Origin of the sequence: Methylobacterium sp. W2 (genome assembly GCF_020662345.1) — a bacterium.
GTDB lineage: Bacteria > Pseudomonadota > Alphaproteobacteria > Rhizobiales > Beijerinckiaceae > Methylobacterium.
Window position 1 is genome coordinate 21106 of the sequence record NZ_VMOA01000046.1, and the last position, 22335, is coordinate 43440.

Sequence of the window (22335 nt, forward strand, 5' to 3'; positions counted from 1 at the left end):
CAAGTTGTTGGTCGATTTGGGCTCGTACCCCCTGGAAGTGAGCGCAGCATAGCTTCAAATGACTTTTGGTGCACAGTTTTTGACAGGCGTGAGCAGTGATCCGGCAGCGCGTTTCAGCCAAGAGTAATCGGACCTTGTCAAGCGCAAATCCCGTGATGCATTTAGACCCGACGGATCGTACTGACGGCGAGGAGCTCCTGCCGCGCGAGCCGCTACGCTTCATTGATCTCTTCGCTGGCCTCGGCGGCTTCCACCAGGCTCTTGCCTCACTAGGCCACGAGTGCGTCTTCGCCTGCGAGGCGGACGAGCCTCTCGCAGCGCTCTACGAGAAGAACTTCGGGATCCGCCCCCACGGTGATATCCGCAGTGTTCGGCCTGAAGATGTGCCCGCGCATGATGTGCTATGCGCCGGATTCCCTTGCCAGAACTTCTCGAAGGCAGGCGACCAACTCGGTTTGAGCTGCCCGCAGTACGGTGACCTCGTCGGGTACATCGTCGCCATTTTGCGCCATCATCGCCCGCGACTCCTCATTATGGAGAATGTGCCGAACCTCATGCGCCACCGCGGGGGCGAGACCTGGCGCCAAATTCGCGACCAACTCGTCGATTCAGGCTACGACGTGTCGGAGGACCGGCTCTCGCCAGACATGTTCGGCGTGCCGCAGACCCGAGAGCGGTGCTTCATCGTTGGGCGCCTCGAAACCTTAGGTGGCTTTTTGTGGCCACATGGCGAGGCTCCAAGGGACCTATCCATCCGAAGTGTCCTAGATACAGAGCCCCAGGAGGCTCGCTACCTCGATATGTCCTTCGTCGCCTACCTTGAGACCTGGCAGGCCCTTATCACGGCGCTGCCCGCCGACGAGCCGCTTCCGAGTTGGCCGATGTGGGCGATGGAATGGGGTGCAACCTACCCCTACGAGAACGACACTCCGTACTCGATGGGATTCAAAGGCCTAGGCAAGCATTGCGGCTCGCTTGGACACAGCCTCGCCTGGATGTTAGCGGATGAAGTTGCGGCGGCGCTTCCATCCTACGCCCGCGAGGAGGTAAGCCACTTCCCAGGATGGAAGGTTGAGTTTATCCGGAAAAACCGAGCTTTTTATCAAAGAAACAAGCGACTTATTGATGCTTGGATGCCGCGCATCGCGTGCTTCGCCTCGAGCTTCCAGAAGCTTGAGTGGAACTGCAAGAATGAGGAGCGAGACATCTGGAGCAAGGTGATCCAGTTCCGTGCTTCCGGGATCCGTGTGAAGTCCACCCGCCGGGCACCGTCGCTCGTTGCCATGACGACCAGTCAAGTGCCTGTCGTCGCCTGGGAGCGGCGCTTCATGACCGAGCGGGAATGTAGCCGCCTTCAAAGTATGGGCGAACTCAAGCATCTCCCCGGGACTAAGAGCGCGGCCTTCAAGGCGCTTGGCAACGCGGTGAACGTGACCGTAGTGTGCGAGATCGCCAACTCGTTGGTGAGTGCTGACCTTGACATGCTGAAGGTTGCCGCGGCTGCGTCAATTGGGTCGTTAGCCCATGCCTGAATATGGTACGGGCGTTCGTCAGGTGAGCATTCGTCCTGGGACTAAAATCCTTGGCTCGCTGCGGTATCTCAACTATAAGGCTTGGTTCGCCCTGGCCGAGTTCGTTGACAACGCGCTGCAGAGCTTCTTGGCGAATCGTGAGCGCTTGGCAGCGGCTACTTCTGGCCAGCGGCTCGTTGTTAGGATCGACGTTCAATCAGGCATGCCTGGCCGCATCTCCATTCGCGACAACGCTGCAGGGATCGGTGCGGCAGACTTCCAGCGCGCCTTTCGGCCGGCGGAGGTCCCCCCAGACGCAACAGGTCTGAGTGAGTTCGGCATGGGCATGAAGAGCGCCGCATGTTGGTTCGCATCACGCTGGCATGTTCGGACAAGTGCGTTGGGAGAGCCGGTGCAGCGCACGGTACGGTTCGACATTGAGCGGATCGTCGCCGATGATATTGAGGAAGTTTCTGTCGAGGAGGTCCCCGCGGAGGCAGGCAGCCACTTTACCGAGATCATCCTGGAGGACCTGCATGTGGCATTGGCCGGCAGGACGCTCGGTAAGGTGCGCGACCACCTCAGAGACATCTACAGGTGCTTTCTAAGGGACGGGACTTTGACGCTGGAGGTCGGCGGTGTTGCTCTTGCCTACGTGGAGCCTGAGGTGCTCCATGCACCCTATTACCGCGCGCCCGCCGACCCACCGATCCTGTGGCGGAAGGACATCGACCTAGATTTTGGCGGCGGTCAAACAGTTCGTGGCTTTGCCGCGCTGCGTCGTGAGGGGAAGGGCGCCGAGGCTGGCTTCGCCCTGTTCCGGAGAAATAGGCTGATCCAGGGCAGCGGCGACGAGGGGTGGAAGCACGCAGATGTCTTCGGCAGTCCGAACAGCTACAGCCACCAGCGACTGTTCGGAGAGCTCCATCTTGACGGCTTCGAGGTCAGTCACACGAAAGATGGGTTCCGATGGGCCGATGAGGCCGATTTTGCCCAACTCCTTGCCGGTAAGATCGACGAAGGTTTGCTGCCAATGTTGAGGCAGGCGGAAGGCCACAGGCAGAACGCGCCTCGTTCAACCATGCAGCGTAGTGCAATGAGCGCTATCTCGGCGACGGCGAACGACATGCGCAGCCACTTAGCCGCGGCAATGCCACCCGCCGCGGACCGCGCCGCAACCACTGAGCTTCTTGTATCCGCATTGGCCCCGTCGCCGCCTGCGTTGTTAGCGGATTCCGAATTCTCGTTCGAGTTTCGCGGCGCGCAGTGGACGGTTGCCGTACGAATCTCTGATGACGATGGTGCGGGTGATTGGCTGGAAGTCCGCGATGCTGAGTTGATCCGGCATGGCTTAGGTGGGCGGCACTTGGAGATATGGGTGTCAAGCGCGCATCCTTTCATGACGCGGTTTGCCCAACGAGAGCCGGAAGTGGTGCAGGCACTCGTCCGCGTCGCAGCCTCGCTGGGCATAGCCGAGGCGCTGCTCAGGAACCTTAGAAGAGACGATCCTTCAGCGGTTCGGCGAACAGCCAACGAACTTCTCCGTGACGTGTTTTCCTCCCTCTAGGGACGGTCAATGACTGACGCCAGCCCAATAACTTCTGTGACGATCAATGCAGCAACCCAGCCTCTTGCGGAGGATATGCGATGGGACCCAGATCCCAGTGGGCCGGAGTTAACTAGCCTTCTAGCTCACAAGCTTCCTGACAACCCGGAGGCGCAGGCTAACGTCTCAGGGGCAACTAGGGCAATTTTGGGGAGGGGGATTCCGCCTGGGCGAGAGGGCGCCGACACCGGGCTGGTTGTGGGCTATGTCCAGAGCGGCAAGACGCTGTCCTTCACAGCAGCCATTGCGATGGCGAGGGACAACGGCTTTCAGCTTATCATCGTGCTCGCCGGATCTTCGACACAACTTGCGAAGCAGTCTCAAGACCGCATTCGTGAGGATCTAAGAATTGGCCTGGGGCGGCGGCGATCCTGGGCACCGTATCACAACCCTAAGCCAGCCGACGCACCAGGAATCGTTGGCCTGTTCGACAAGTGGCGTGATCCTTTCGTCCCTGCGCGGCAAAGACAGACTATTATCATCACGGTAATGAAGCAGCATACGCATCTACGTAACTTAACGCGCCTGGTGCAAAGGCTAGATCTGGCCGGGGTGACTGCACTCGTCATCGACGACGAAGCCGACCAAGTCAGCCTGAACACACGAGCTAAGCAGTTTCAGCAAGCGAGAAAGAGCACAACTTATGCTCGGCTTATGGAGCTTCGAGGAGCATTGCCATCCCACACGTACTTGCAATACACAGCAACACCGCAGGCGCCGCTGCTTATCAGCATCATTGATAGCCTCTCGGCTCGTTGGGTTGATGTGCTTCAGCCCGGCATGGGGTACACGGGTGGGATCACATTCTTCGGCCCAGGACAGAGACGAGCGGCTGGTGCCCCACTCCCGGCGCGGCCCTTGCAGCATGAGCGCATTCTCCGCGTTATCCCCGTGTCTGAGATCCCAGCGGCTGCCGGGCCTATAGACGCTATCCCACCAACTCTCGAGGCTGCTCTACGCCTTTTCATGGTTGGCGTCGCAGCGGCCTACGTTCACGGCGATACAGATGGCGACAACAGGTCGATGCTGGTGCATCCATCTCGGGAAACTGCCGACCACCTGACGTACCGGAACTGGATCAACGACCTCTTCCAGGAATGGCGGTCGGTATTCAGCAAAAGCGATAGTGATCCCCGTGGGGCGGCCGATCTAGCTGAAACCTTCCGTGATGCCTACGACGACCTCGCCGACACAGTCGGCCCTGGGATGCCCCCGTTCGACGACGTTAAGTTGCGCTTTCGGGTGGCCTTCAATGACACCGAGATTAAAGAGGTAAACCGCCGGACGGGACAGGCGGTCATAATTGACTGGAGCCAGCGCTATCCATGGATCTTGATAGGAGGCCAAGCCATGGACCGTGGCTTCACGGTTGAGGGCCTGACCGTTACCTATATGCCGCGCGGGCTTGGGGGGGGCAATGCGGACTCGCTTCAGCAGCGCGCTAGGTTCTTTGGCTACAAACAGCGTTACTTGGGCTATTGTCGCGTCTTCCTCGAGCAGGGCGTTAGCTTTGCGTTCGGGGACTATGTCGAGCATGAGGAATTTATGCGAGACGAGCTGATCCGTATCAGGGACGAGCAAGAGCCTCTTCAAGACTGGCCCCGTAAGTTCGTCTTAGACCCTACCTTGAAGCCCTGCCGCGACAACGTCCTTCAGGACCCTTACACGCGCAGTCTCGCTGACCCGACGGGCTGGGTCGCGACACAGGCCTTCCTCGGTGGGGGGGGATTCGAGGCTCACAACCGCGAGGTAGTGGAAGCCTTCGTCGGCTCCCATGAGTTCTATGATGATGATGGGGATCCCCGCCGAACCACCATCCAAAAGCACAGGGTCACCGAACCGCTGCCGCTGCGGGAAGTCATGAACGAACTCACGTCCACTTTCCGCCTACGAGACCCCAGCGAACTCGACAAGTGGACAGGTTTACATGCCCAACTCGCGCATATGCTTGAGGAGGACAGCGACACTATGGCAATCGTCGTGCTGATGAGTCCCGGAGAACGGCGTGAACGTGGGATCAACCCTGCGAGCCGGGTCAAGCAATTCTTCCAAGGTGAGGCTCCTGTAAAGCCTTTGTCAGCCCGAGGCTCCATCTACCCTGGTGATCGCGAGATCGCTGATGATCGATATGTGACCATACAGGTATATCGTCTCAATCTGACCCGAGGCATCAAGGAGGATAAGCGGGTGGTTGCGGAGGACATCCCATTCCTTGCAATCAGACTGCCATCTTCAGGCGCCGTTCGGTCGCTTGTTCTCCAGGCTCAGGCTGCACAAGCAGCCCCTACTGGCGCAAGCTCTTGAGTGAGGGGACGCTGCGTAGCCTCTACGCCCGATTGGCTGCGCAGGGGATCACGCAAGGCGCGACCTACTCGGCGCTGCCCATTCCAGGTAGCGGTGGACATATGGCTGTGCTTTCACAGTCTCGCTGTCCGGGCCTGCTATTGCAAACCAGTGCAGTCGGGCCTCGCCCCAAGGATATACGGCTGACCGGCTTGACCGCTGCATTTGATGTCTCTTGCTCGGTGGTAGTCGAGGCGGGCGAGCCGCAGCAGAGGCGCGCGAGCATCCTCGAATGCACAGCCGATCCGGATGCCCTGCCATTATTCGCTGAGTCAGCAAGAAGCTTCTTGCAACTGCTTGGACCGACACCTTCCATGATGGCCACTGCTCAAGCGGTCATTCGTCTGGCTGCTATTTTCTCGTCGCTCGCCCGATCCACAAGTGAAAGCGTGACGGGGTTGATTGGTGAGTTGATGCTGTTGCTGCTCGCCAAGGATCCAGTGGGGGCTATCTGTTCATGGAGGGTATCGCCCGCTGACATCTTCGACTTCAGCGCTAATGATGCTCGCGTGGAGGTGAAGGCAACGTCGAAGCAGTTAAGGCTCCACTCTTTCTCCTGGGAGCAGTGCCATCCGCCCGCTGGAGCCGCCCTCGTGGCTTCGATGAGGGTTGTGCCTGCCGGTGGCGGCTTGACCGTACGGGAGCTTATGAACCGTGTGGAAGATCGTCTAGAAGGAGCCCCCCTTGCAGCCATTAGGTTGCGCGAGACGGTCGCTGCCACGATGGGGGCTGGGCTTACACATGCGCTTGATGCAACATTTGACGAACAGATCTGTCGTGCCAGCCTACAGTGGTTCAATCTACGCGAGATACCAGCGATCCGCGGCGACTTGCCCAGCGGGGTGGCAGGTCTGAGATTCATATCGGACGTCTCGCTTACTCCAACAGTGTCCGCCTCGCTACTTGCAGGAACAGCTTTGGAATCGCTCACGCCGTTCCAATTCTGATGCCGCACGGTCGTAGCTTGCGCTAGCTAGTAGGATATGCGGCAACGAAACGGCAACGATTGAGCCCGAATAAGCGCGTACTTTCGAGCCATAAAGGGCAGATTTAGTCCAATCCTTATAGGAATGTGCACTCCGGCGACGCGCTCATAACGGTCCGTGCAAACCATTCATCCCCTGGGCGGGACTCGGCTTTTTTCCGGCAGGGCACGAGAAACGGCACGGAATAGGTCGGTCCTGGCAGGTATTTGCGACGCTTGGTGAAGGCTCGACCAAACAGAGCGATGATGCCGTGCCGCCGCCGGTCTGGCCCCTGCATCGCCGGTTGAGCCTTGCCGCCGCCGACGCGTTCACTCCCGTAACCCCACTGGGACGGGAGCCCCGATGTCGAGTCTGACCGAGCGCAAGGCACACCTGACCGTCCACGGCGACCAACCCTACAACGCCGAACCGCCCCTCGACCGATTGCGGGCCTCCTACCGGACGCCGGCGAAGGATTTCTACGTCCGCTCGCACGGCAACCTGCCGGACCTCGACGAGGCAGCCTGGCACTTAACTATCGATGGCGGCACCAGCACCGCGCTTGAGTTGTCGCTATCCGATCTGCGAATCCGCTTCCCGGAAGCCACGGTCACGGCCACGATGCAGTGCGCTGGCAATCGCCGCGCCGACATGCGGGCGGTCGCACCGGTCTCGGGCGACCCGTGGGATGCCGGAGCCATCGGCACCGCCGAATGGACCGGGGTGCGTCTCGGCGACGTCCTGCGCGAGGCGGGGGTCGCCGAGCATGTGGGCCACCATGTCGCCTTCGAGAGCTACGACATGGTGGAAGGCCGTCCCTACGGCGCCTCGATCCCGCTCGCCAAAGCCATGGCCCCCGAGACCCTGCTGGCCTACGCCATGAACGGTGAAGCCTTGCTCCCCGAGCATGGCTTTCCGGTTCGCGCGGTGGTGCCGGGCTTCGCCGGCGTACGCAGCCCAAAATGGCTCCGGCGCCTAAGCGTCCAGGACCACCCCTCGGACAACCCGATTCAGGCCGGCGACTACAAGCTGTATCCGGCGGACGTGACCGCCGAGGCCGCCGATCCGGCCAAGGGGTACACCATCGATACGATGCCGCTGAACGCCGCGATCTGCGAGCCCGGGGCTGGGGCAACCCTCAAGTCAGGGGGTAATAGGGTCCGCGGCTACGCGGTGAGCGGGGATCGGGCCGTCGTACGCGTCGACGTCTCCGGGAACGGCGGCCGGTCCTGGGTACAGGCCGAGCTCGAACACGAGGCGGACGCTCCGTTCGCCTGGACGTTCTGGAGCACAAACCTCGACTTGCCTACGGGCGAGCATGAACTCGCCGTGCGCGCCTGGGACGAAGCGGGCCAAACGCAGCCGGCAACGTCGAACGAGATCTGGAACCACAAGGGCTACCTATGCGCCTGCTGGCATCGGGTACGGGTGAACGTCGTCTAGGGACAGGCGACCTGGCCTATCGCCTACCTCCGCCCTCGTGGACGACGTCCCACACAGCGGCCGACCCGGCATCCCGCCACGATCCGACGTGACGCCCGGCGGTCATTCCGACCCTGTCGTGCGCGGCACAGGCAACGTCCGACCTTGGCGGGAGTTTCCCGTGCGTCGAGATACCCGGCGCCGTGTCGCCGCCCCCAAACTGCAAGGAACTCCATGTCCCGTGAGACCAGCGTCCAAGCCACCGAGAAATTCGGCGAGCTCGTTAACGGCGGCCGGTTCGAAGCCTTCCCCGAGGTCGTCGCCCCGGATTGCCACGATCACGACCCGGCGCCGGGCCAGCACATGGGTCCCGAGGGATACCAGATGTTTTTCACGCAGCTTCGCTCCGCCTTTCCCGACATGCAGGTCGAGGTGAAGAAGCTCGTCGCCGAGGGGGACAGCGTCGCCTTCGCCTACACGCTCACCGGCACTCACCAGGGCGACTTCAACGGCCACAAGCCGACCGGGAAGGCCATCAAGGTCCGCGGCATGCAGATCGGCCGCTTCGTCGACGGCAAGATGGTCGAGCGGTGGGGTTCCTCCGACGAACTCGGCATCCTCAAGCAGATCGGCGCCATCGAGGGATAATGGAAGCCTCCGCGAGGACGTCCCAGCCAAGGGACGTCGTCAAGGCCTGACCCGGGGCGGCCCCTGGACCGCCCCGGACGCTTAAGAACCAACCGCTAGCTGCCCGACTCCTCAGGCGCTCCGGGCCTGGTCGGGATGGCGGCCCTCCGCGAACTCCTCGACAATCTTGGCGCAGAAGGCTGGCAGATCCTTTGGGGTACGGCTGGTGACCAGCCCCTTGTCGCAGACGACCTCCTCGTCGACCCAGGTGCCGCCGGCGTTCTCGATGTCGCGGCGAACCGTGGGGTAGGAGGTCAGCGTCCGGCCCTTCACGACGTCCGCCTCGATCAGCGTCCAGGGACCGTGGCAGATGACTCCGACCGGCTTACCCGCGGCGAAGAAGTCCCGGACGAACGCCACGACGTCCTTGCTCGCCCGGAGCTTGTCGGCGCCGACGCAACCGCCGGGGATGACGAGCCCGTCGTAGTCCGCGGCCGATGCCCCATCGATGGTCCTGTCCACCTTGTAGCGACCGGCGGGATCGAGGTCGTTGTTGACCGTCTCGGCCTCGCCGGCCTCCAGACCGATGACCGTCACGGTCGCCCCGGCCTGCTTCACCGCCTCATGCGGCTTGGCGAACTCCGGCTCCTCGGTGCCGCGCGGTGCGATCAGGATCGCGATCTTCTTGCCTTGCAAGCTCATGTCATCATCCTTCTGAATGTCGTCATTCAACGGAGGCGCCGTTCGCGCCGTTCCTCACGCCGGGATGCGGTCGATGCCGGCGGAATCCTCGGCCGCCACGCCGTTCTCGCGGTGGCGGAAGTCGCTCAGCGCCCGGTAGACCAGGAGGCGCGCCCGCATCACCGAACCGAGCGGCTGGTGCGCCGCGAGGCTGTGCGCCGGGCGGAAGGTCATCACCTCGTCGAAGTAGCGCACCCGATCCGGCGAGTAGGCGTCCTGACGCGGCAGGCGCAGCGTCGCCACCGTGCGGTAGGGGCTGACCGAGACCGGCCAGTCGACCGAGGCGTCCTCGATGGGCTGCCGCTCGGCATCCGCCCAAAGCTGCGCCTTCAGCTCGAACACCACCTCGTTCTCCCGGAAGAACGCGACGGTGGCGTGCCGGAAGCCGTCCTCGTCTTGGTGCGGGTCGAGACGCCACTCGGACAGGGCACGCTGGCTGTCCGTCGACGGCACGGCCCCGAGCTTGGCCACGTAGTCACCGTAGCGGACAGGTGCCTGGCTGAAGTAGCTGTCGGCCAGCGGGTGGCTGTAGGGATGGCCGAAGAAGTCGGCCAGCGCGCTCTCCGTCCCGAACGCATGCAGCGCCCGGTTGAGGTTGCGCATCGTTGACGAGACGGCGCTCTTCACCCCCTCCGGCAAGCCGGTCGACTTGCCGATGACGGTGCCGTCCCGCAGAAAGCCGGCCGCCGTTCCCGATGGGAAGGTGGTGCCCGTCGCAAGGACGAAATCCTGGGTGTCGACAGCGTGGCCGGGCAGCATCTCGCCGGGCACGTCGAACACCTTGATGGACATGCCGCGGTGGGTCGACACGCGGTCGCCCAAGGTCTCGCCTGGCCCCTGCGCGAAACGCACCGCCACGGGATGGGTGCCAGGGGTGGCGAACAACCCCTGGGCCAGTTCGAGCGGCAAGCCAGTTGCAATCGTCAATTCGCCAGTAACGCAAGCCGAACTCTTGGCGTGGCTGGCGCGCACGGCATGGTGCTCGCGTGCCTCGACCGTCTCCGATTGCTGCGTCATTCCCTTGATGATGCCGTCAATCGTCTTCTGCTCGTCCGAATCGGGCTTCTCGATCTCGGGTGCGTATCGAAGGTAAGTCATGCTTTTCCTCACGGGGATCGGGGAGTGGAAGCGGGCCGCGGCAGGAAAGAGCGCAGCGGATTCGGGGATCGACGTATTGGATTGGAAACGGAATATCGTTCCGAAAACCGAGGGGGCCGGGGGCCGTTCCCGACCCAGGACGGCTTCGCGCCCGTCGTAAGCCTGCCTGAGTTCGGCGGCGCTATAAGTCGGCTTTCAAGCGCTGCATCGTTTTCGCGGCAATGGAAGAACGGACCATGGACCGGCTCCAGAGCGGAGGCGGCAAGCTCGGCCGAGATGCGACGACCCGTGGACGACCCGTGGGCTCGGGTGTGCGACAAGCCATTTCAAGGCGCATCCTTCCCAACCGTTTCAAGGATCACGCGCGCCGTCTCGGCAGGCTGATCCCAATGCGGGAAGTGGCCGCAGCGCTCGAACCAGTACAGACGGGCCGACGGGAATGCTGCCCGGGCGCGTGCAGCCTGGCGCGGCAGCAGCAGGTGGTCTTGGCGGCCCCAGCCTATGGTGACAAGGCCGGGGGTCTTCGCCGAGCCCTGCTGCAAGGGCCCGCGTGCCAGCTCACGCAGCATCGAATCGAAAACCGGTGTGGCCGCCAGGCTCTGCAGCTCCTCTACGACAAGCTGCGGTGGCAGCAGCCACGGACGGGCTGACAGTTGGGCCAGCAGCAGCGTACGGGTGACGGCGTGGCGCGACAGGCCGGGATGGAAGGGCCGCAGCAATCGCACCAGGCGTATTGATGCTGCGAGCGTCCAGTGTAACCAGCGTGTTTCCCACCCGCGCCAGAAACCGCCGGGATCAAGCGCCACGCAGTGCCGACCGATGCCCCGCCGCGTCAGCTCCAGGACCAGCCGGCCCCCCACCGAACTGCCGACAAGGTCCGCTGTCGTCAGGCCTTGAGACTGCACGAAGGCGGCAAGGGCGTCCGCATAGGCCTCAACCGTCTGCCGGCCCGCGAGTGGGGCCGATCTGCCATGTCCCGGCAGGTCGACCAAGATCAGTTCGCGCGAGCCGCGTAATGCGGACAAGAGCGGATCCCAGGTACGGAGATTGGCCCCTAGCCCGTGGACCATCAGTAGCGGCCGCCCCGTGCCGAGGCGTTCGGAATGTAGGAACATGACGGCATTGTCCTTAATGTTCGCGCTGCAGTCCGAACATTGGTCCGTCGCAGATTTCGTCAGGCCGGGCGTGCCAGTCAGGTCCGTGGGCGCTCGTATCGGACACTTCGAGGTTGCGTCGCTGGTCTGACAGCCAGCTACACCGCGCGGGGCCGACCCTACTCCGCAGTCTTGCAAGCGCCGGACGTCACCGGGAAGATCCTGCCAAAGTTCACCACGAGAGAGCTGGGCCTTCAATGCTCGCAGAGACGTGGACGTAACCTCCGCGCCAACTCAGATGCCGGCGTACCAGGCGTAGCCCTGGTCCTCCCAGTAGCCGCCCTTGCCCCCGCCGATGTGGGCGAAGCTCTCGACCACCTCGATTCGCATCACGTACTTCGCCTGCTTGTAGCCGAGGTTGCGTTCCACCCGCAGGCGAAGCGGGGCGCCGTTCGAGATAGGTAATGCCTGGCCGTTCATGTCGTAAGCGAGGATCGTCTGCGGGTGGAACGCGTCGACCAAGTCGATGCTCTCGTAGTACCTGACAGGTGATCCGCCGCTGGCCGCGGTGTCCTCCGACGCCTGCTGTCCGCCGGAGTCCTTCCTGCTCTCGCCGCTGCCCGATTGCTTGGTCATGCTCGGATTGGCGTTGCCGGCGGGTACCTCGTCGGTCCCCTCACCATCTCCTCCGCCTTCGAGCGAATTGCCCTGATCCATGGTGTCGGCGCAGTGGAACACCACGTAGCGCGCCTCTGGCTTGAGCTTGGCCCGGGACAAAAGGTCGGCGAGCGGCACCCCAGTCCACTTGCCGATAGCGCTCCAGCCCTCGACACAATCGTGCCGGGTGATCTGGGTGCGGGCGGGAAGCTTGCGGAGCTCGCCCAGGGACAGCTTGAAGGGCGCCTCCACGAGCCCGTCGACCACCAGGTGGTATTTGGCGAACTTGGCCTTCGCGAGGGCCTTGTAGTCCCTGTCCGGCGGATCCTCGGTGCCGTTCGGCTTGAACCAAGGCGAGATGTCGGCCTCGGCGTATTCCGGTGCCGGCGTCGCCTCGCCCAGGAGCAGGCGCTGGACGAACATGTTGGCGTCCTCGCCGGTCTTCAGCGTTCGCCGGAACCACTCCGTGTTGCCCAGGCGGTCGCAGCCTCCGAGCATGGCCGCCGCGGCCGTGGCGGAAGCCCCCACCAGGAGGGCGCGTCGGTTGGGTGAGCGGCTCATGCCCGGGGCTCTCCGGCAGGGACGGCCGGCTCGACCTTGCGCTCGATCACGAACCAGCCGGTGAGCATGCCGCGCATGTTGTTCCGGAAGCCCGACAGCAGGACCAGGGCGACGTGCACGACCACGAACAGGACCAGCAGGCTCGCCACGACGAAGTGGACCGTGCGGGCAGACTGGCGTCCATCGAAGAGCGTCAGAAGGAAGGGAAAGGCCGCGTTCATCGCCGGCGACATCGCGAGCCCAGCCAGCACCTGCACCGGCAGGAGCACGAACAGCACGATGAGGTAGGTGAGCTTCTGGATGACGTTGTAGCGCTTGGCCTCGTCTCCTTGGGGGAAGCGCAGCGTCAGGTGCTCCCAAATCGAGGCCCCGAAATGCCGGATCTGGTCACGGGACGGGATCACACGGAATCGCAACTGCCCGCTGACCAGACCATAGAGCAGGTAGGCGATGCCGTTCAGGACGAAGGCCCAGGCGAAGAAGAAATGCCAGGAACGGCCGCCGGTGAGGTCCTGGTCGCTCGGCAGGGTGGCCCAGGCCGGGAAGCCGCGGTCGGCCGCCTCGCCGTCGGCGCCCGGCGACGAGCCGAGCCAGCCGGTGGTGTCGAAGGTGTGCCCGAGGACGTTCGTGACGCCTTTCGGCGGATCGTCCTCGCTGGAGGACATCGCCATCAGCGGGGTGTCGAAGGTCGAGACCTTGCCCCAGTACAGGGCCGGATGGGCGTTGAAGATCTGCAGGCCGCTCATCAGCAGCACCAGGAGGCAGACCGCGTTGACCCAGTGCGTGACGCGGATGACGACGGGGTGCCGGAACATCCAACGGCGGCGCTCGACCTCGCCGGTCTCGGGAGCGGATCTGGTGAGGTAGGTTCGAGCCAAACGGTCGTCCTCGAACTCATGGCCACCGGGGCGGAGGCCCCGCATCGGGACCTCCGGAAGCGCAAGGCGCCTGGGATCACATCCCGCGGTTCATCATCCGCTTCTTCATCATGCGGCGCTTCATCATCTGCTTCCGCATCATGCGCTTCTTCATCATCATCCGGTCGCCCTGCATCATGCGGACCTGGGTGACGCCGCTCTCGGTCTGCATGCCGTTAGCGGACATCGGCGCGGCGCTTGCCGAACCTGAAGCGAGGGCGATGCCGCCAAGGGCGGTCAGTGCGGTCAGCGCAAGGGTGAACGTCTTCATGCAATATCTCCTGTACAGGTGAACATCTTATCCAACCCACGGGACAACGGCATGATTGTATCGTTGTTCCTTAAGAAACGGGGAGATTATTTTCTATACTATGATGGATAGGCAGTAGGTATCGCGCACTCAAATCAAGGCCTGTGGCCTGGGCGCGATTCCGTTCTCGCGCATCGTTACGGGACCGGACTGCCGAAAGTTTCAGGTCCGACACCCCATGCGTGCGCGACGGCGGAATTCGATGTGCTCAACTCCTGATGAACGGTGCGGTCATCCAAGCAGAGGACTGTCCATAGGGCTCCCTGCCCCGACCCTACGGCTTGGAGACTCCAGCTGTCGTCTACGACCGGGACCCGACTCGACGTCCGGTGCGTTCATGCCTGGCACCGACCTAGTTGCGGGGCGGTCGCAACCATCGTCCGTCGATCAGGAGTTCACGAATGGCCAAGGAGGACCGCGAGGCGACCTACAGGGAGTTCAAGGAGGTCGTGAACATGACGGCCTCGGCGTTGGAGAAGCACCTGAAGGGCGACGACAGCCGGTCCGTCGGCCAGAAGAAGGACGGCGGCGAGGCGACCGGCCACCAGGAAGGCCGTCGAATCGTCGAGATCCTGAACGCTAAGAAGGCCGACCTGTCGGATGACGACTACGACCACATGCGCAAGGTCGTCGGTTACGTCCATCGGCACCTCAAGCAGGGTGGCCCGAAGGACAAGGATGAGGTGAAGGACTCGCCCTGGCGGCTGTCGCTGATGAATTGGGGGCACGACCCCTTGAAGTGAACGGGAGCGGGGAGCGATGGCTCGTCCCCGACGGCAACCCCCTGGGTCGGTCTCTGCCGCCCAGGGTAGCGCGTCGTTCATTCCAGATGGATCACCTAATCCGTCGGGCGTGACGTGACCTATGCGGTGCCGTTGCCGCCGGTGGCGCCGTAGACCTCGCCGGTCACGAAACTCGCCTCCTGGGAAGCTAGGAAAACATAGATTGGCGCGAGCTCCACCGGCTGCCCCGGTCGACCCAACGGCACCTCCGACCCGAACTTCTCGACCGCCTCCTGCGGCTGGCCGCCTGACGGCTGCAGCGCGGTCCAGAACGGTCCCGGCGCCACCGCGTTCACCCGGATGCCCTTCTCGATGGACTGCTTGGCCAGCGCCTTCGTGAACGCGATGATGCCGGCCTTCGTGGTCGCGTAGTCGACCAGGATCTTGGGCGGGTTGTAGGCCACCACGGATGCCGTGTTGATGATCGACGCACCCGCCGGGAGCAGCGGCATCGCCACCTTGGTGATCCAGAACATCGCGTAGAGATTGGTCTTCAGCGTCCGGTCGAACTGCTCGTCCGTGATGTCGCCGATATCCGTCTGGTTGGTCTGCTTGCCGGCGTTGTTCACCAGGATGTCGAGGCCGCCGAGTTCGACCACGGCCTTGTGCACCAGGGTCTCGCAGAACGCCTTGTCGGTGATGTCACCGGGCAGCAGGATCGCCTTGCGACCCTCGGCCTCGATCAGCTTGGCCACCTCGCGCGCGTCCGGCATCTCGGCCTCGACGAAGCTCAGGGCGACATCCGCCCCTTCTCGGGCGAAGGCGATGGCTGCGGCCCGACCGACGCCGCTGTCGGCGCCGGTCACCAGGGCCCTGCGGCCGGCGAGGCGACCGTGGCCGACATAGCTCGTCTCGCCGTGGTCGGGCTTCGGGTCCATCGCTCCGGCGAGGCCCGGTGCCTCCTGCGGCTGACGCTTGAACGGTGGCTGCGGATACTGGGTGCGGGGGTCCTGCATCGCCACGCGATGGTTCCGTGCGTCTGTCATCAATATATCCTGGGGAGGGTGATCCATGCCGGGCCATGGCCGCGGCCGGCGCGAACTTTATCGGGCTCGGTCGCTGTCTAAATCCCATTCAAACGAGGCGCGTTCCCGTCCACGACCGCGGGCAATGGTCACCCCGGCGTTTCCGACCGTCGGCGCCCCGGCCGAGATCACTCCCGCTCACAACCCCGTCGCCCGCGCCGACCCCGGATCACCGGGAAGGAACAGCTCGACCCTGCATCGGAAAGCGAGCCCCGGGGCCCCTAGGTACGACAAGCGCCGGAGACCGCACCGGTCGTCCGGGGTTGGCGCTCGGCCGAGGACACCACCAGGACGGCCAGGCCGACGGCGGCGGCATCCTCGGCGAGGCCCTTGGCGCGTCCGGGGGTGGTGCGGGAGTCGGGACCGCGGGCGGCCCGGCCGAGGAGCGTCCCGGCGATTGCGCCCGCCATGCCTGCCAAAGCCCCGACCTGGGGCGACGCACGGCGACCGGCCAACGCCCATCCGCCGACCGCTCCGACGGCAAGCCGGAAGGCGAAGGACGGCGGGATGCGACGGTCGGGGGCGAACGGCATCTTGTCCCCCGCCATCTCGGCGACCGCCGCCGCCGTCGCGAGCGTGCGGGCACCGGAGCCGCCTGGGATGAGGGTTCCGCGTGTCCGGCCCTCCGAGGCGGCCCAGGCCAAGGCGGCGCACGCCGTCATGTTGCGCATTCCGGCCACGAAGCCGAGACCGAACGAGGTTGCATAGCCCTGCATCGCGGATGCCCTTCCGTGCGGGACATGCCCCGCGTGGGGCAAGGCGGCGGCCCTTGCTGGTGTTCCGGCCACGAAAGCGATGGCGGCGTCGGCGGTTGCCCTGCCGGTCGAGGCGTTACGCCATCGGGATGGATCGCTACCGAGCCGCTCGTGCTTCCGCGGCGGCCATTGATCCTCGCAGCCCGAGGCCGCGCCTCTCCCGAAGCGCCGCGAACGCCTCGTCGGCGGCCCGTCGCCCGCTGTCGTGGGCCCCGTGGGCGGTCGTGAAGTCGTGGGGGTGCGTCGCCTCGCCGGCGAAGAAGAGCCTGTCCTCGAAGGGCTGAGCCAGCCGTGCCCGCGCCTGGGATCGGCCCGGCAGGGCACAGCTGTAGGCCCCGCCGATGGATGCCATCCGGCTCCAGGCGGTCACCGCGAGCGGTCGGATCGCCGACGCCACGTCGCTCCCGAACAGGGACACCAACTCGGCCGAGACGAAGGCGAAGCCCGCGGCCGGGCCGTCCTCCTCCACGATCCGGGCACCTTCGCCCCCGAGGAAAGCTTCGATCACCGGCCATCCGTTCGGGCGGATGGAATAGGCGGCGGACCGCGGGTCGTGGAGGTTGCCGTAGGCATGCACGTCGGATTCGAACGCGGCGTCGCGGCCGATCTCCATGAAGATCTTTTCGTTGCGACCGAGAGGCAAGGCGGCGGCCGCCTCGCGCCAAGGGTCCGTCCCGGAGGGAAGGCGGATCGCGTCGCCGGCCAGGACCGCGGTCGAGACCGTGAGGATGGCGGCGCCGGCGCGAACGGTGCCCGCGCGCGTGGTGACCGCGACGCCGTCCGCCGTCAGGTCGATCCGCTGGGCGGGAGTGGCGAGACGCAGCGTCGTCGAGGAGGGCAGGCTGGCGGCGACCAGCGTGCCGTATCCGAGCGGCAGGTGCCAGTTCCGGCCCGTCGAGGCATCGTCGTAGGCTAGGTAGTCCGTGGCGGAGATCCTCTCGGGCGCGACGCCGCTCATGAAGCCGGCGATGGCCCGGACGTAGGCGTTCCAGGTGCCGCCGGGCTCAAGGGCGTCGCTACCCCGGTCGCTGCCAGCCGCCACCGTGCGGAGCCGCTCCTCCCAGTCGCCGAACGCCCTCTGCGCCGCCTCCTCGTTGTCCTCGTCCTGGACGTTGCCGGGATGCGCCTTCGCCCACGGCGGATCGCCTCGGTCCACCGGGAAGCCGGACGCCTCGGCGATGCCCACCCACGCGTTGCGGTCGCCCGAGTGGAGCCACTCGCAGCCGAGATCGAGCGGGTAGCCCCCGAGGTCCTGCGTGTGGGCGCGGCCGCCGAGACGCGGCGACGCCTCAAGCAGCAAGGTCGACGAGCCTTGGGCCGTGAGCCGCCGCGCGGCGCCGATGCCGGCGGCGCCTCCCCCTACGATGACAACGTCGAACGTGGTGTCCATGGGGCCAAGTTGAGGTCGGCTGAGACGACATCCAAGATTCGTGCGGTTGGTGCGCCGCGGCGAACGAAACACGGGAGCTGATGGAAGCGTGCCCACACGGCCCTAGGAAGACCTTCAGGGATAGCTAACAGCTTCCCAAAGCCTGGGTCGTCACAATCGACCACGTACTCCTGGCGGCTTGGCAACGGACTTTGCTGATGCTCGGTCAGATCGACCGCGAGCGGGGTGCGGTGCTCATGGTCGCGATGAGAGGGACCATCGAGAATGGACTCGATGTTTTCCCCGATCCACCTGTCATGGCTCAGATCACTGCATGGGAGCAGGCGCCACCACACCTGGCTTGGCCCGAGGTGACGTCAGCGCGGCTTTGGTGACGTCCGAGGGGGTCTGTCGCCGGCCCTGCACACGGAAGAGTACGACTGCGCTCTCCACGGAGCTATCGGCCACCGTCCGGTGATGCACGTCGATCTGGTCGCGAATGTCGGCCTGGGCTCCGGCGCGGTCGTACAGGTCGAGGACCATGAGCATGGAGAGAGCGACGTTCGTTCCCTGGTACGAGATGGCCTGCGGACCGTACCTGTCGACGAGCTCGCCCGAGGTGAGCTTCGGGAAGGACCGCTTCAGTTCGGATGTCGTCTTCAACCACTTGTAGGTGAATAGGACGTCGACGCGGCCACCCCCGAGGTCGCGGGCTTCAGGTCGGCAGATATCGGCGAGCCTTGAGCCCATGAGGTAGTTGACGAGATCGTGCTGGAGGTCGGCCTCCAGCGGCGGATTGGCCTTATCCCTGTTGAAGAGATAGGCGACCCCTGGGAACGTGGCCGTGCTCAGGTTGTACCTCGACACCACGAAACGCGTGACGTCCAGGAGAAGGACGTCGAAGAACTGCCGGGCATCAGGCTTCTCCCTGTAGTCGACGTTGGACATTAAGGCGGTGGTGGCCCGTGCCAGGACCTCGTCGACCGTGCGCGAGACGCTCTCGTCGAGCAAGGACACGGCGTCCGCCTCGATACGGGCCGAGACGGTCTCGCGTATCGGTTCGGGCAGGCGCTCAAGGATGGCGGCGGTCGGTGAGCTCCCGGCCGCCGCCCCGGAAGGGCGGTGGCCGACAATGGCCTCGCGGGCCTCCCCCACGAGGTCCCAGAGGGACTTGGCGTCCGGCAGGGAGGCGGACCCGGAATTCTCCGCGATCCAGTGATCCAGGATGTCGAGGGAGCGCAGTTCCCCCTGCATGGCACCGACGATCCGTGGCCGTACGACCTGCTCCAGTCCCCCGTCCGCGCCGCGTCGAAACATGCTGCGGCTTGCGGCGTAGATGGAGAGCAATTCGTCCTCCATGACCGCGGCGACCTTCAGCCAGGCCGAACGGGAGACCTTGTCCACGAGCGATCCGAGGCGGAGCGCCAGCGAGGTCCAATGGACGCGTTCGAGGTCCTTCGAGGCAAGCCAGGACGATGTCTCTGGATGCCGGTCGCCATCCGTAAGGTATGCGGTGTACTCGAAGGCGGATTGTGTCACCGACGCGATCCTGTTGGGGAGGTCGTCGCTGGTTAGGCCCTCGTGGAAGGCGAGCAACATGTCCAGGCAGGTTCGGTAGAGGCGGGCGTCGAGACGCACCTCCGTCGCTTCCTCGGCGCGCGCGAACCAGTCCCGCGCCGCCCCGAAGGCGCCGAGCGCGGCCTCCGGCGTGGTGGCGTCGAGCCCGGCCCTCAGGGCGTCGAGGCCAAGCTCGACCGCAGCCTCGTCCTCGGCATCCTGGACGTCCGTGAGCTCTGTCAGCTTGTTGCGGAGGTCGTCGTCCGCCGGTTCGTGGGCGAGCACTGCCCCGGTGATCCTGGCCGCATGCCTGAGGTAGATGCCCTCGTCGGAAGGGTCGAGTTCGAGGAGGACGGCCTGTAGCCGCCGGAGCAGTGGCCGTTCCGACTGGGCCAGGATCATCGCCGCCTTCAGCGCCTGGGAGCGGGTGCCGTAGTCGACCGATCTGTCGATTGCCCGTCCGAGGAACGCCTGGCCGAGCCGTGACCGTTGCGGCGCCGCGACCTGGCCGCCGCGGCCGAACCACGACGCGATCTCCATCATGGCAAGGATGTCGGCATTTTGGACCAGGACGATCAGGGCCGCCGCGGTCGCGTCGGCGCGCGGATGCATGGCCAACGAGACGAAGAGCCGTGCACCCTCAACCTCCGTCGAATGCCCCGCAGCCGCCGCTGCAAGCTCGTCGGACGAGACGTCGCCGAGGTCGGTGGGGTCGCACTCGTCCAGAAGGCGCTGGATCAGTTCGGACGACACCAGGGCTCCCGGGTTCAGAAAAGGAATCGGTCCCCTTCAGCGTGGGTCACGTGATCGCATGGGACAACATCCAGGAGTGTCGACTCCGCGCGGGCGCCGACGATGATCTGGATGTCCCCCGCGCTCTCGATAGCCCCGTGCACGCGGGACAGCAACGCGGCGAAGTCGGCTGGTGCCATTTCCTGCGCGCCGGGGCTGTCGAGGACCAGCAAGCCCGGGTGCCGACCGTACATGCGTTGCCGTGACACTTCGATCACGGCGAGCGCCGCCGCGATCCGGACGCGCAGGTTCTCACCTGGGGAAAGCTTCCCGAAGCTCGTCAGGGCATGACCCTGCATGATGCGCATCGCACCCCCCGTACCCAAGTCCATGCTCTCGATGTTCTGGACCCCGAAGGAGCGGGAGAGTTCGGTGATCTCCCGCGAGACGTCGGCGAGGATCTCCCGTGCCAGGCCGTCGTAGAGATCCTTGGTGACTTCCTCGGCGACCTTGAGCACGGTCTCGTCGTGTTGGCCGATGTCGTCGGCGGCCTGCTCCTCGACCTTCTCCTCCTGCTCGGCGGCGATCAGGGCCATGAGTTGCTCGCGCTGGGCCTCGAACCCCCGGATCTCCAATTCCAGGTCGGCCGTGTCGTCCTTCCTCAACTCGGCTTCGAGGGCACGTACGGCGGCGATGGCCTTTCCCAGATCTTGCTCCGCCCCGCGCTGCGATGCCTGCGCGCCCTCGGATTGCAGACGAAGCTCGGCGACGGCGGCCGCAACGTCGTCCGCGTCATGCTGCAGTTCCTCAAGGCGCAGACCGTCCTCGTCCTCGGCCGGGGTCTCGCGGGTGCCGCACAGTGCGCAGGTCGATCCCTCTCCGGCCCGGGCGTGCCGGTCATGGTCAATGCCAGCGTCGCACGAGGGGCAGCAGACCGGGCGCAACGTACGCAGGACCACCCCGGCCGCCCGGTCGTCCTTGAGCTGCTGCAGCGCCCGTCGCGTATCGGCGAGTGTGGTGGTCGCACCCTGCAACTGACGCTCAAGCCTGAACGCGTCCTGCCGTTTCGCCTCTACCTGCTCGCGCAGGCCGAGGAGACGACCGTCCTCATGCAGCATCATGGCACGAAGGTCGGCGCGCACCATCCCGGGGCGGACCCGTCCACGTGCGGACTCCAATGAGGATTCCACCTTTTCGAGCCGGGCCTGGAGCCTCTCCCTCAAGCCGCCGGACGTCGATGGACGCTCGACCTTCGTCGCCTTGAGCCGCTTGAGCGCCGTCGACGCGGCCGTGTAGGTGCTGACCCACGGCAGGCCCATGAACATCTGGAGCAGGCGAAGCGGGATGGCGTCGATCAGCAACTCGCCGAATACCGCCTTGCCCGGCCCCTCGACGAACAGCGCGGAGGCGATCACCGGCCAGCCGTGCGTGTGACTGCCGTCCTTCTCGTTGTGGGCATGGAACCGCGCAAAGCCGAACTCGGCCAGCATCGCGTCCTCGACCGCGCGCTCAAGGGGCTTGCCGACAGTGCCTTCGAACAGCGGAAGCCATGCCTCGTCCTGCTCACGGCAGAACGTCCCGACCGCATCCTTGTCGGTATTGCCCGCTTCCTTGGTGACGAGGAGGCGATGACCGATGCCGTTGGCTTCGAAGATCACTTTCGCACGGCTGAGCCATCGCCAGACATCCGGCTTGATGCGGTCGTGGATGTTCCCTCGGATGCCGCCCTGTATCACGTTCAGGAGCGTCGACTTCCCACGGGAATTCTGGTCGGAGACGATGGCCCAGAGGCCCGGTCCGAATGTGAACGTCTTGGCGAACGGACCGTCGGCGGAAGTGCCCTCCTTCACCCCTTCGAGTGTGACGGACCGGATGCGGAGGCTTTTCCTGCGCGGGAGCGTGGATTGCGGCTCGACGCCGTGTCGGTCCAGGATCTCCTGAACGGTCGGGATCGGCAGCGACGCCTTGCCGGCGATGGACTCGACCCATTCCGCTGCGGTGGCTTGCGTGGTCATGGTCGTCCCCTGATCGCCTTAAGTCGGTCGAGGACACGCTCCTTGATGGAGGGTATCTCCGTCCCATGGCGGGCATCGCGGTATTCGGGATGGAGGTACTGGTCCCCCTTCAGGTCGGACCTGACCTGACCGGTATTTTGGACCGAGCCGATTGAGAGGCTACTGCATGGTGGCGACCATGGGTAGCCGGAAGGCCAGATCCGGGAAGGTGACAGGCGCGGGCGGCCGGTAGCCCAAGGACGAATGCG

Annotated in this window: 18 protein-coding genes; 7 read left to right on the forward strand and 11 right to left on the reverse strand. The window is 64.8% G+C overall.

What is annotated here, in order from left to right:
- Nucleotides 1–155 precede the first annotated feature (155 nt).
- The 6 genes from FPV16_RS21015 to FPV16_RS21040 all read left to right on the forward strand — a co-directional run bounded on the left by FPV16_RS21015 (nucleotide 156) and on the right by FPV16_RS21040 (nucleotide 8495).
- On the forward strand, nucleotides 156–1532 hold the full coding sequence (locus FPV16_RS21015; RefSeq protein ID WP_227440325.1) for a DNA cytosine methyltransferase: 1377 nt from the start codon (nucleotides 156–158) through the stop codon (nucleotides 1530–1532).
- A complete protein-coding gene (locus FPV16_RS21020) occupies nucleotides 1525–3078 on the forward strand; it encodes an ATP-binding protein (RefSeq protein WP_227440307.1) in 1554 nt (517 codons plus the stop codon). Before FPV16_RS21015 ends, FPV16_RS21020 begins: the two co-directional genes overlap by 8 nt.
- 237 nt (nucleotides 3079–3315) lie before the next feature.
- Nucleotides 3316–5421, forward strand: a complete 2106-nt coding sequence (locus tag FPV16_RS21025; protein ID WP_227440308.1) for a Z1 domain-containing protein — start codon at nucleotides 3316–3318, stop codon at nucleotides 5419–5421.
- A 101-nt stretch (nucleotides 5422–5522) separates the two neighbouring features.
- A complete protein-coding gene (locus FPV16_RS21030) occupies nucleotides 5523–6407 on the forward strand; it encodes a PD-(D/E)XK motif protein (protein ID WP_227440309.1) in 885 nt (294 codons plus the stop codon).
- A 381-nt stretch (nucleotides 6408–6788) separates the two neighbouring features.
- Complete coding sequence (locus FPV16_RS21035) at nucleotides 6789–7868, forward strand: molybdopterin-dependent oxidoreductase (protein ID WP_227440310.1); 1080 nt, start codon at nucleotides 6789–6791, stop codon at nucleotides 7866–7868.
- Between the two features lie 213 nt (nucleotides 7869–8081).
- Nucleotides 8082–8495, forward strand: a complete 414-nt coding sequence (locus tag FPV16_RS21040) for an ester cyclase (protein WP_092046899.1) — start codon at nucleotides 8082–8084, stop codon at nucleotides 8493–8495.
- Nucleotides 8496–8606: 111 nt separating this feature from the next.
- On the opposite strand, the gene FPV16_RS21045 is transcribed toward FPV16_RS21040, so the two are convergent.
- From FPV16_RS21045 to FPV16_RS21070, 6 genes are all read right to left on the reverse strand, one after another.
- On the reverse strand, nucleotides 8607–9176 hold the full coding sequence (locus FPV16_RS21045) for a type 1 glutamine amidotransferase domain-containing protein (protein ID WP_227440311.1): 570 nt from the start codon (nucleotides 9174–9176) through the stop codon (nucleotides 8607–8609).
- Nucleotides 9177–9230: 54 nt separating this feature from the next.
- The gene (locus FPV16_RS21050; RefSeq protein ID WP_227440312.1) at nucleotides 9231–10313 is read right to left on the reverse strand and encodes a catalase family protein; all 1083 of its coding nucleotides are present in this window, start codon (nucleotides 10311–10313) and stop codon (nucleotides 9231–9233) included.
- Between the two features lie 326 nt (nucleotides 10314–10639).
- The gene (locus FPV16_RS21055; RefSeq protein WP_227440313.1) at nucleotides 10640–11428 is read right to left on the reverse strand and encodes an alpha/beta fold hydrolase; all 789 of its coding nucleotides are present in this window, start codon (nucleotides 11426–11428) and stop codon (nucleotides 10640–10642) included.
- A 273-nt stretch (nucleotides 11429–11701) separates the two neighbouring features.
- The gene (locus FPV16_RS21060) at nucleotides 11702–12625 is read right to left on the reverse strand and encodes a molybdopterin-dependent oxidoreductase (protein ID WP_227440314.1); all 924 of its coding nucleotides are present in this window, start codon (nucleotides 12623–12625) and stop codon (nucleotides 11702–11704) included.
- Complete coding sequence (locus tag FPV16_RS21065) at nucleotides 12622–13440, reverse strand: cytochrome b/b6 domain-containing protein (protein WP_227440327.1); 819 nt, start codon at nucleotides 13438–13440, stop codon at nucleotides 12622–12624. Before FPV16_RS21065 ends, FPV16_RS21060 begins: the two co-directional genes overlap by 4 nt.
- Nucleotides 13441–13579: 139 nt before the next feature.
- Nucleotides 13580–13813, reverse strand: coding sequence for a hypothetical protein (locus FPV16_RS21070; RefSeq protein ID WP_227440315.1), 234 nt, complete (start codon nucleotides 13811–13813; stop codon nucleotides 13580–13582).
- A gap of 440 nt (nucleotides 13814–14253) precedes the next feature.
- Between FPV16_RS21070 and FPV16_RS21075 the strand changes: the two genes are divergently transcribed.
- Nucleotides 14254–14595 carry a DUF3140 domain-containing protein gene (locus FPV16_RS21075; protein WP_227440316.1) on the forward strand — a complete coding sequence of 114 codons (342 nt, stop codon included), beginning with the start codon at nucleotides 14254–14256 and terminating at the stop codon, nucleotides 14593–14595.
- 119 nt (nucleotides 14596–14714) lie between these two features.
- Here the strand turns inward: FPV16_RS21075 and FPV16_RS21080 are convergent, their stop codons facing one another.
- From FPV16_RS21080 to FPV16_RS21100, 5 genes are all read right to left on the reverse strand, one after another.
- Nucleotides 14715–15620 (reverse strand): SDR family oxidoreductase, encoded by a 906-nt coding sequence (locus FPV16_RS21080; RefSeq protein WP_227440317.1) that lies wholly within the window; start codon nucleotides 15618–15620, stop codon nucleotides 14715–14717.
- Between the two features lie 260 nt (nucleotides 15621–15880).
- Nucleotides 15881–16375 carry a hypothetical protein gene (locus tag FPV16_RS21085; protein ID WP_227440318.1) on the reverse strand — a complete coding sequence of 165 codons (495 nt, stop codon included), beginning with the start codon at nucleotides 16373–16375 and terminating at the stop codon, nucleotides 15881–15883.
- A gap of 136 nt (nucleotides 16376–16511) precedes the next feature.
- Nucleotides 16512–17804, reverse strand: a complete 1293-nt coding sequence (locus FPV16_RS21090) for a flavin monoamine oxidase family protein (protein WP_227440319.1) — start codon at nucleotides 17802–17804, stop codon at nucleotides 16512–16514.
- Between the two features lie 306 nt (nucleotides 17805–18110).
- On the reverse strand, nucleotides 18111–20093 hold the full coding sequence (locus tag FPV16_RS21095; RefSeq protein ID WP_227440320.1) for a hypothetical protein: 1983 nt from the start codon (nucleotides 20091–20093) through the stop codon (nucleotides 18111–18113).
- A gap of 14 nt (nucleotides 20094–20107) precedes the next feature.
- Complete coding sequence (locus FPV16_RS21100; RefSeq protein WP_227440321.1) at nucleotides 20108–22087, reverse strand: hypothetical protein; 1980 nt, start codon at nucleotides 22085–22087, stop codon at nucleotides 20108–20110.
- Between the last annotated feature and the right edge of the window lie 248 nt (nucleotides 22088–22335).

Bases quoted from the DNA above. Each gene is read 5' to 3' on its own strand.
- FPV16_RS21015 (WP_227440325.1), top strand. From the start codon at position 156: ATGCATTTAGACCCGACGGATCGTACTGACGGCGAGGAGCTCCTGCCG.
- FPV16_RS21020 (WP_227440307.1), top strand. From the start codon at position 1,525: ATGCCTGAATATGGTACGGGCGTTCGTCAGGTGAGCATTCGTCCTGGG.
- FPV16_RS21030 (WP_227440309.1), top strand. From the start codon at position 5,523: ATGGCTGTGCTTTCACAGTCTCGCTGTCCGGGCCTGCTATTGCAAACC.
- FPV16_RS21035 (WP_227440310.1), top strand. From the start codon at position 6,789: ATGTCGAGTCTGACCGAGCGCAAGGCACACCTGACCGTCCACGGCGAC.
- FPV16_RS21040 (WP_092046899.1), top strand. From the start codon at position 8,082: ATGTCCCGTGAGACCAGCGTCCAAGCCACCGAGAAATTCGGCGAGCTC.
- FPV16_RS21045 (WP_227440311.1), bottom strand. From the start codon at position 9,176: ATGAGCTTGCAAGGCAAGAAGATCGCGATCCTGATCGCACCGCGCGGC.
- FPV16_RS21050 (WP_227440312.1), bottom strand. From the start codon at position 10,313: ATGACTTACCTTCGATACGCACCCGAGATCGAGAAGCCCGATTCGGAC.
- FPV16_RS21055 (WP_227440313.1), bottom strand. From the start codon at position 11,428: ATGTTCCTACATTCCGAACGCCTCGGCACGGGGCGGCCGCTACTGATG.
- FPV16_RS21060 (WP_227440314.1), bottom strand. From the start codon at position 12,625: ATGAGCCGCTCACCCAACCGACGCGCCCTCCTGGTGGGGGCTTCCGCC.
- FPV16_RS21065 (WP_227440327.1), bottom strand. From the start codon at position 13,440: ATGTTCCGGCACCCCGTCGTCATCCGCGTCACGCACTGGGTCAACGCG.
- FPV16_RS21070 (WP_227440315.1), bottom strand. From the start codon at position 13,813: ATGAAGACGTTCACCCTTGCGCTGACCGCACTGACCGCCCTTGGCGGC.
- FPV16_RS21075 (WP_227440316.1), top strand. From the start codon at position 14,254: ATGGCCAAGGAGGACCGCGAGGCGACCTACAGGGAGTTCAAGGAGGTC.
- FPV16_RS21080 (WP_227440317.1), bottom strand. From the start codon at position 15,620: ATGACAGACGCACGGAACCATCGCGTGGCGATGCAGGACCCCCGCACC.
- FPV16_RS21085 (WP_227440318.1), bottom strand. From the start codon at position 16,375: ATGCAGGGCTATGCAACCTCGTTCGGTCTCGGCTTCGTGGCCGGAATG.
- FPV16_RS21090 (WP_227440319.1), bottom strand. From the start codon at position 17,804: ATGGACACCACGTTCGACGTTGTCATCGTAGGGGGAGGCGCCGCCGGC.
- FPV16_RS21100 (WP_227440321.1), bottom strand. From the start codon at position 22,087: ATGACCACGCAAGCCACCGCAGCGGAATGGGTCGAGTCCATCGCCGGC.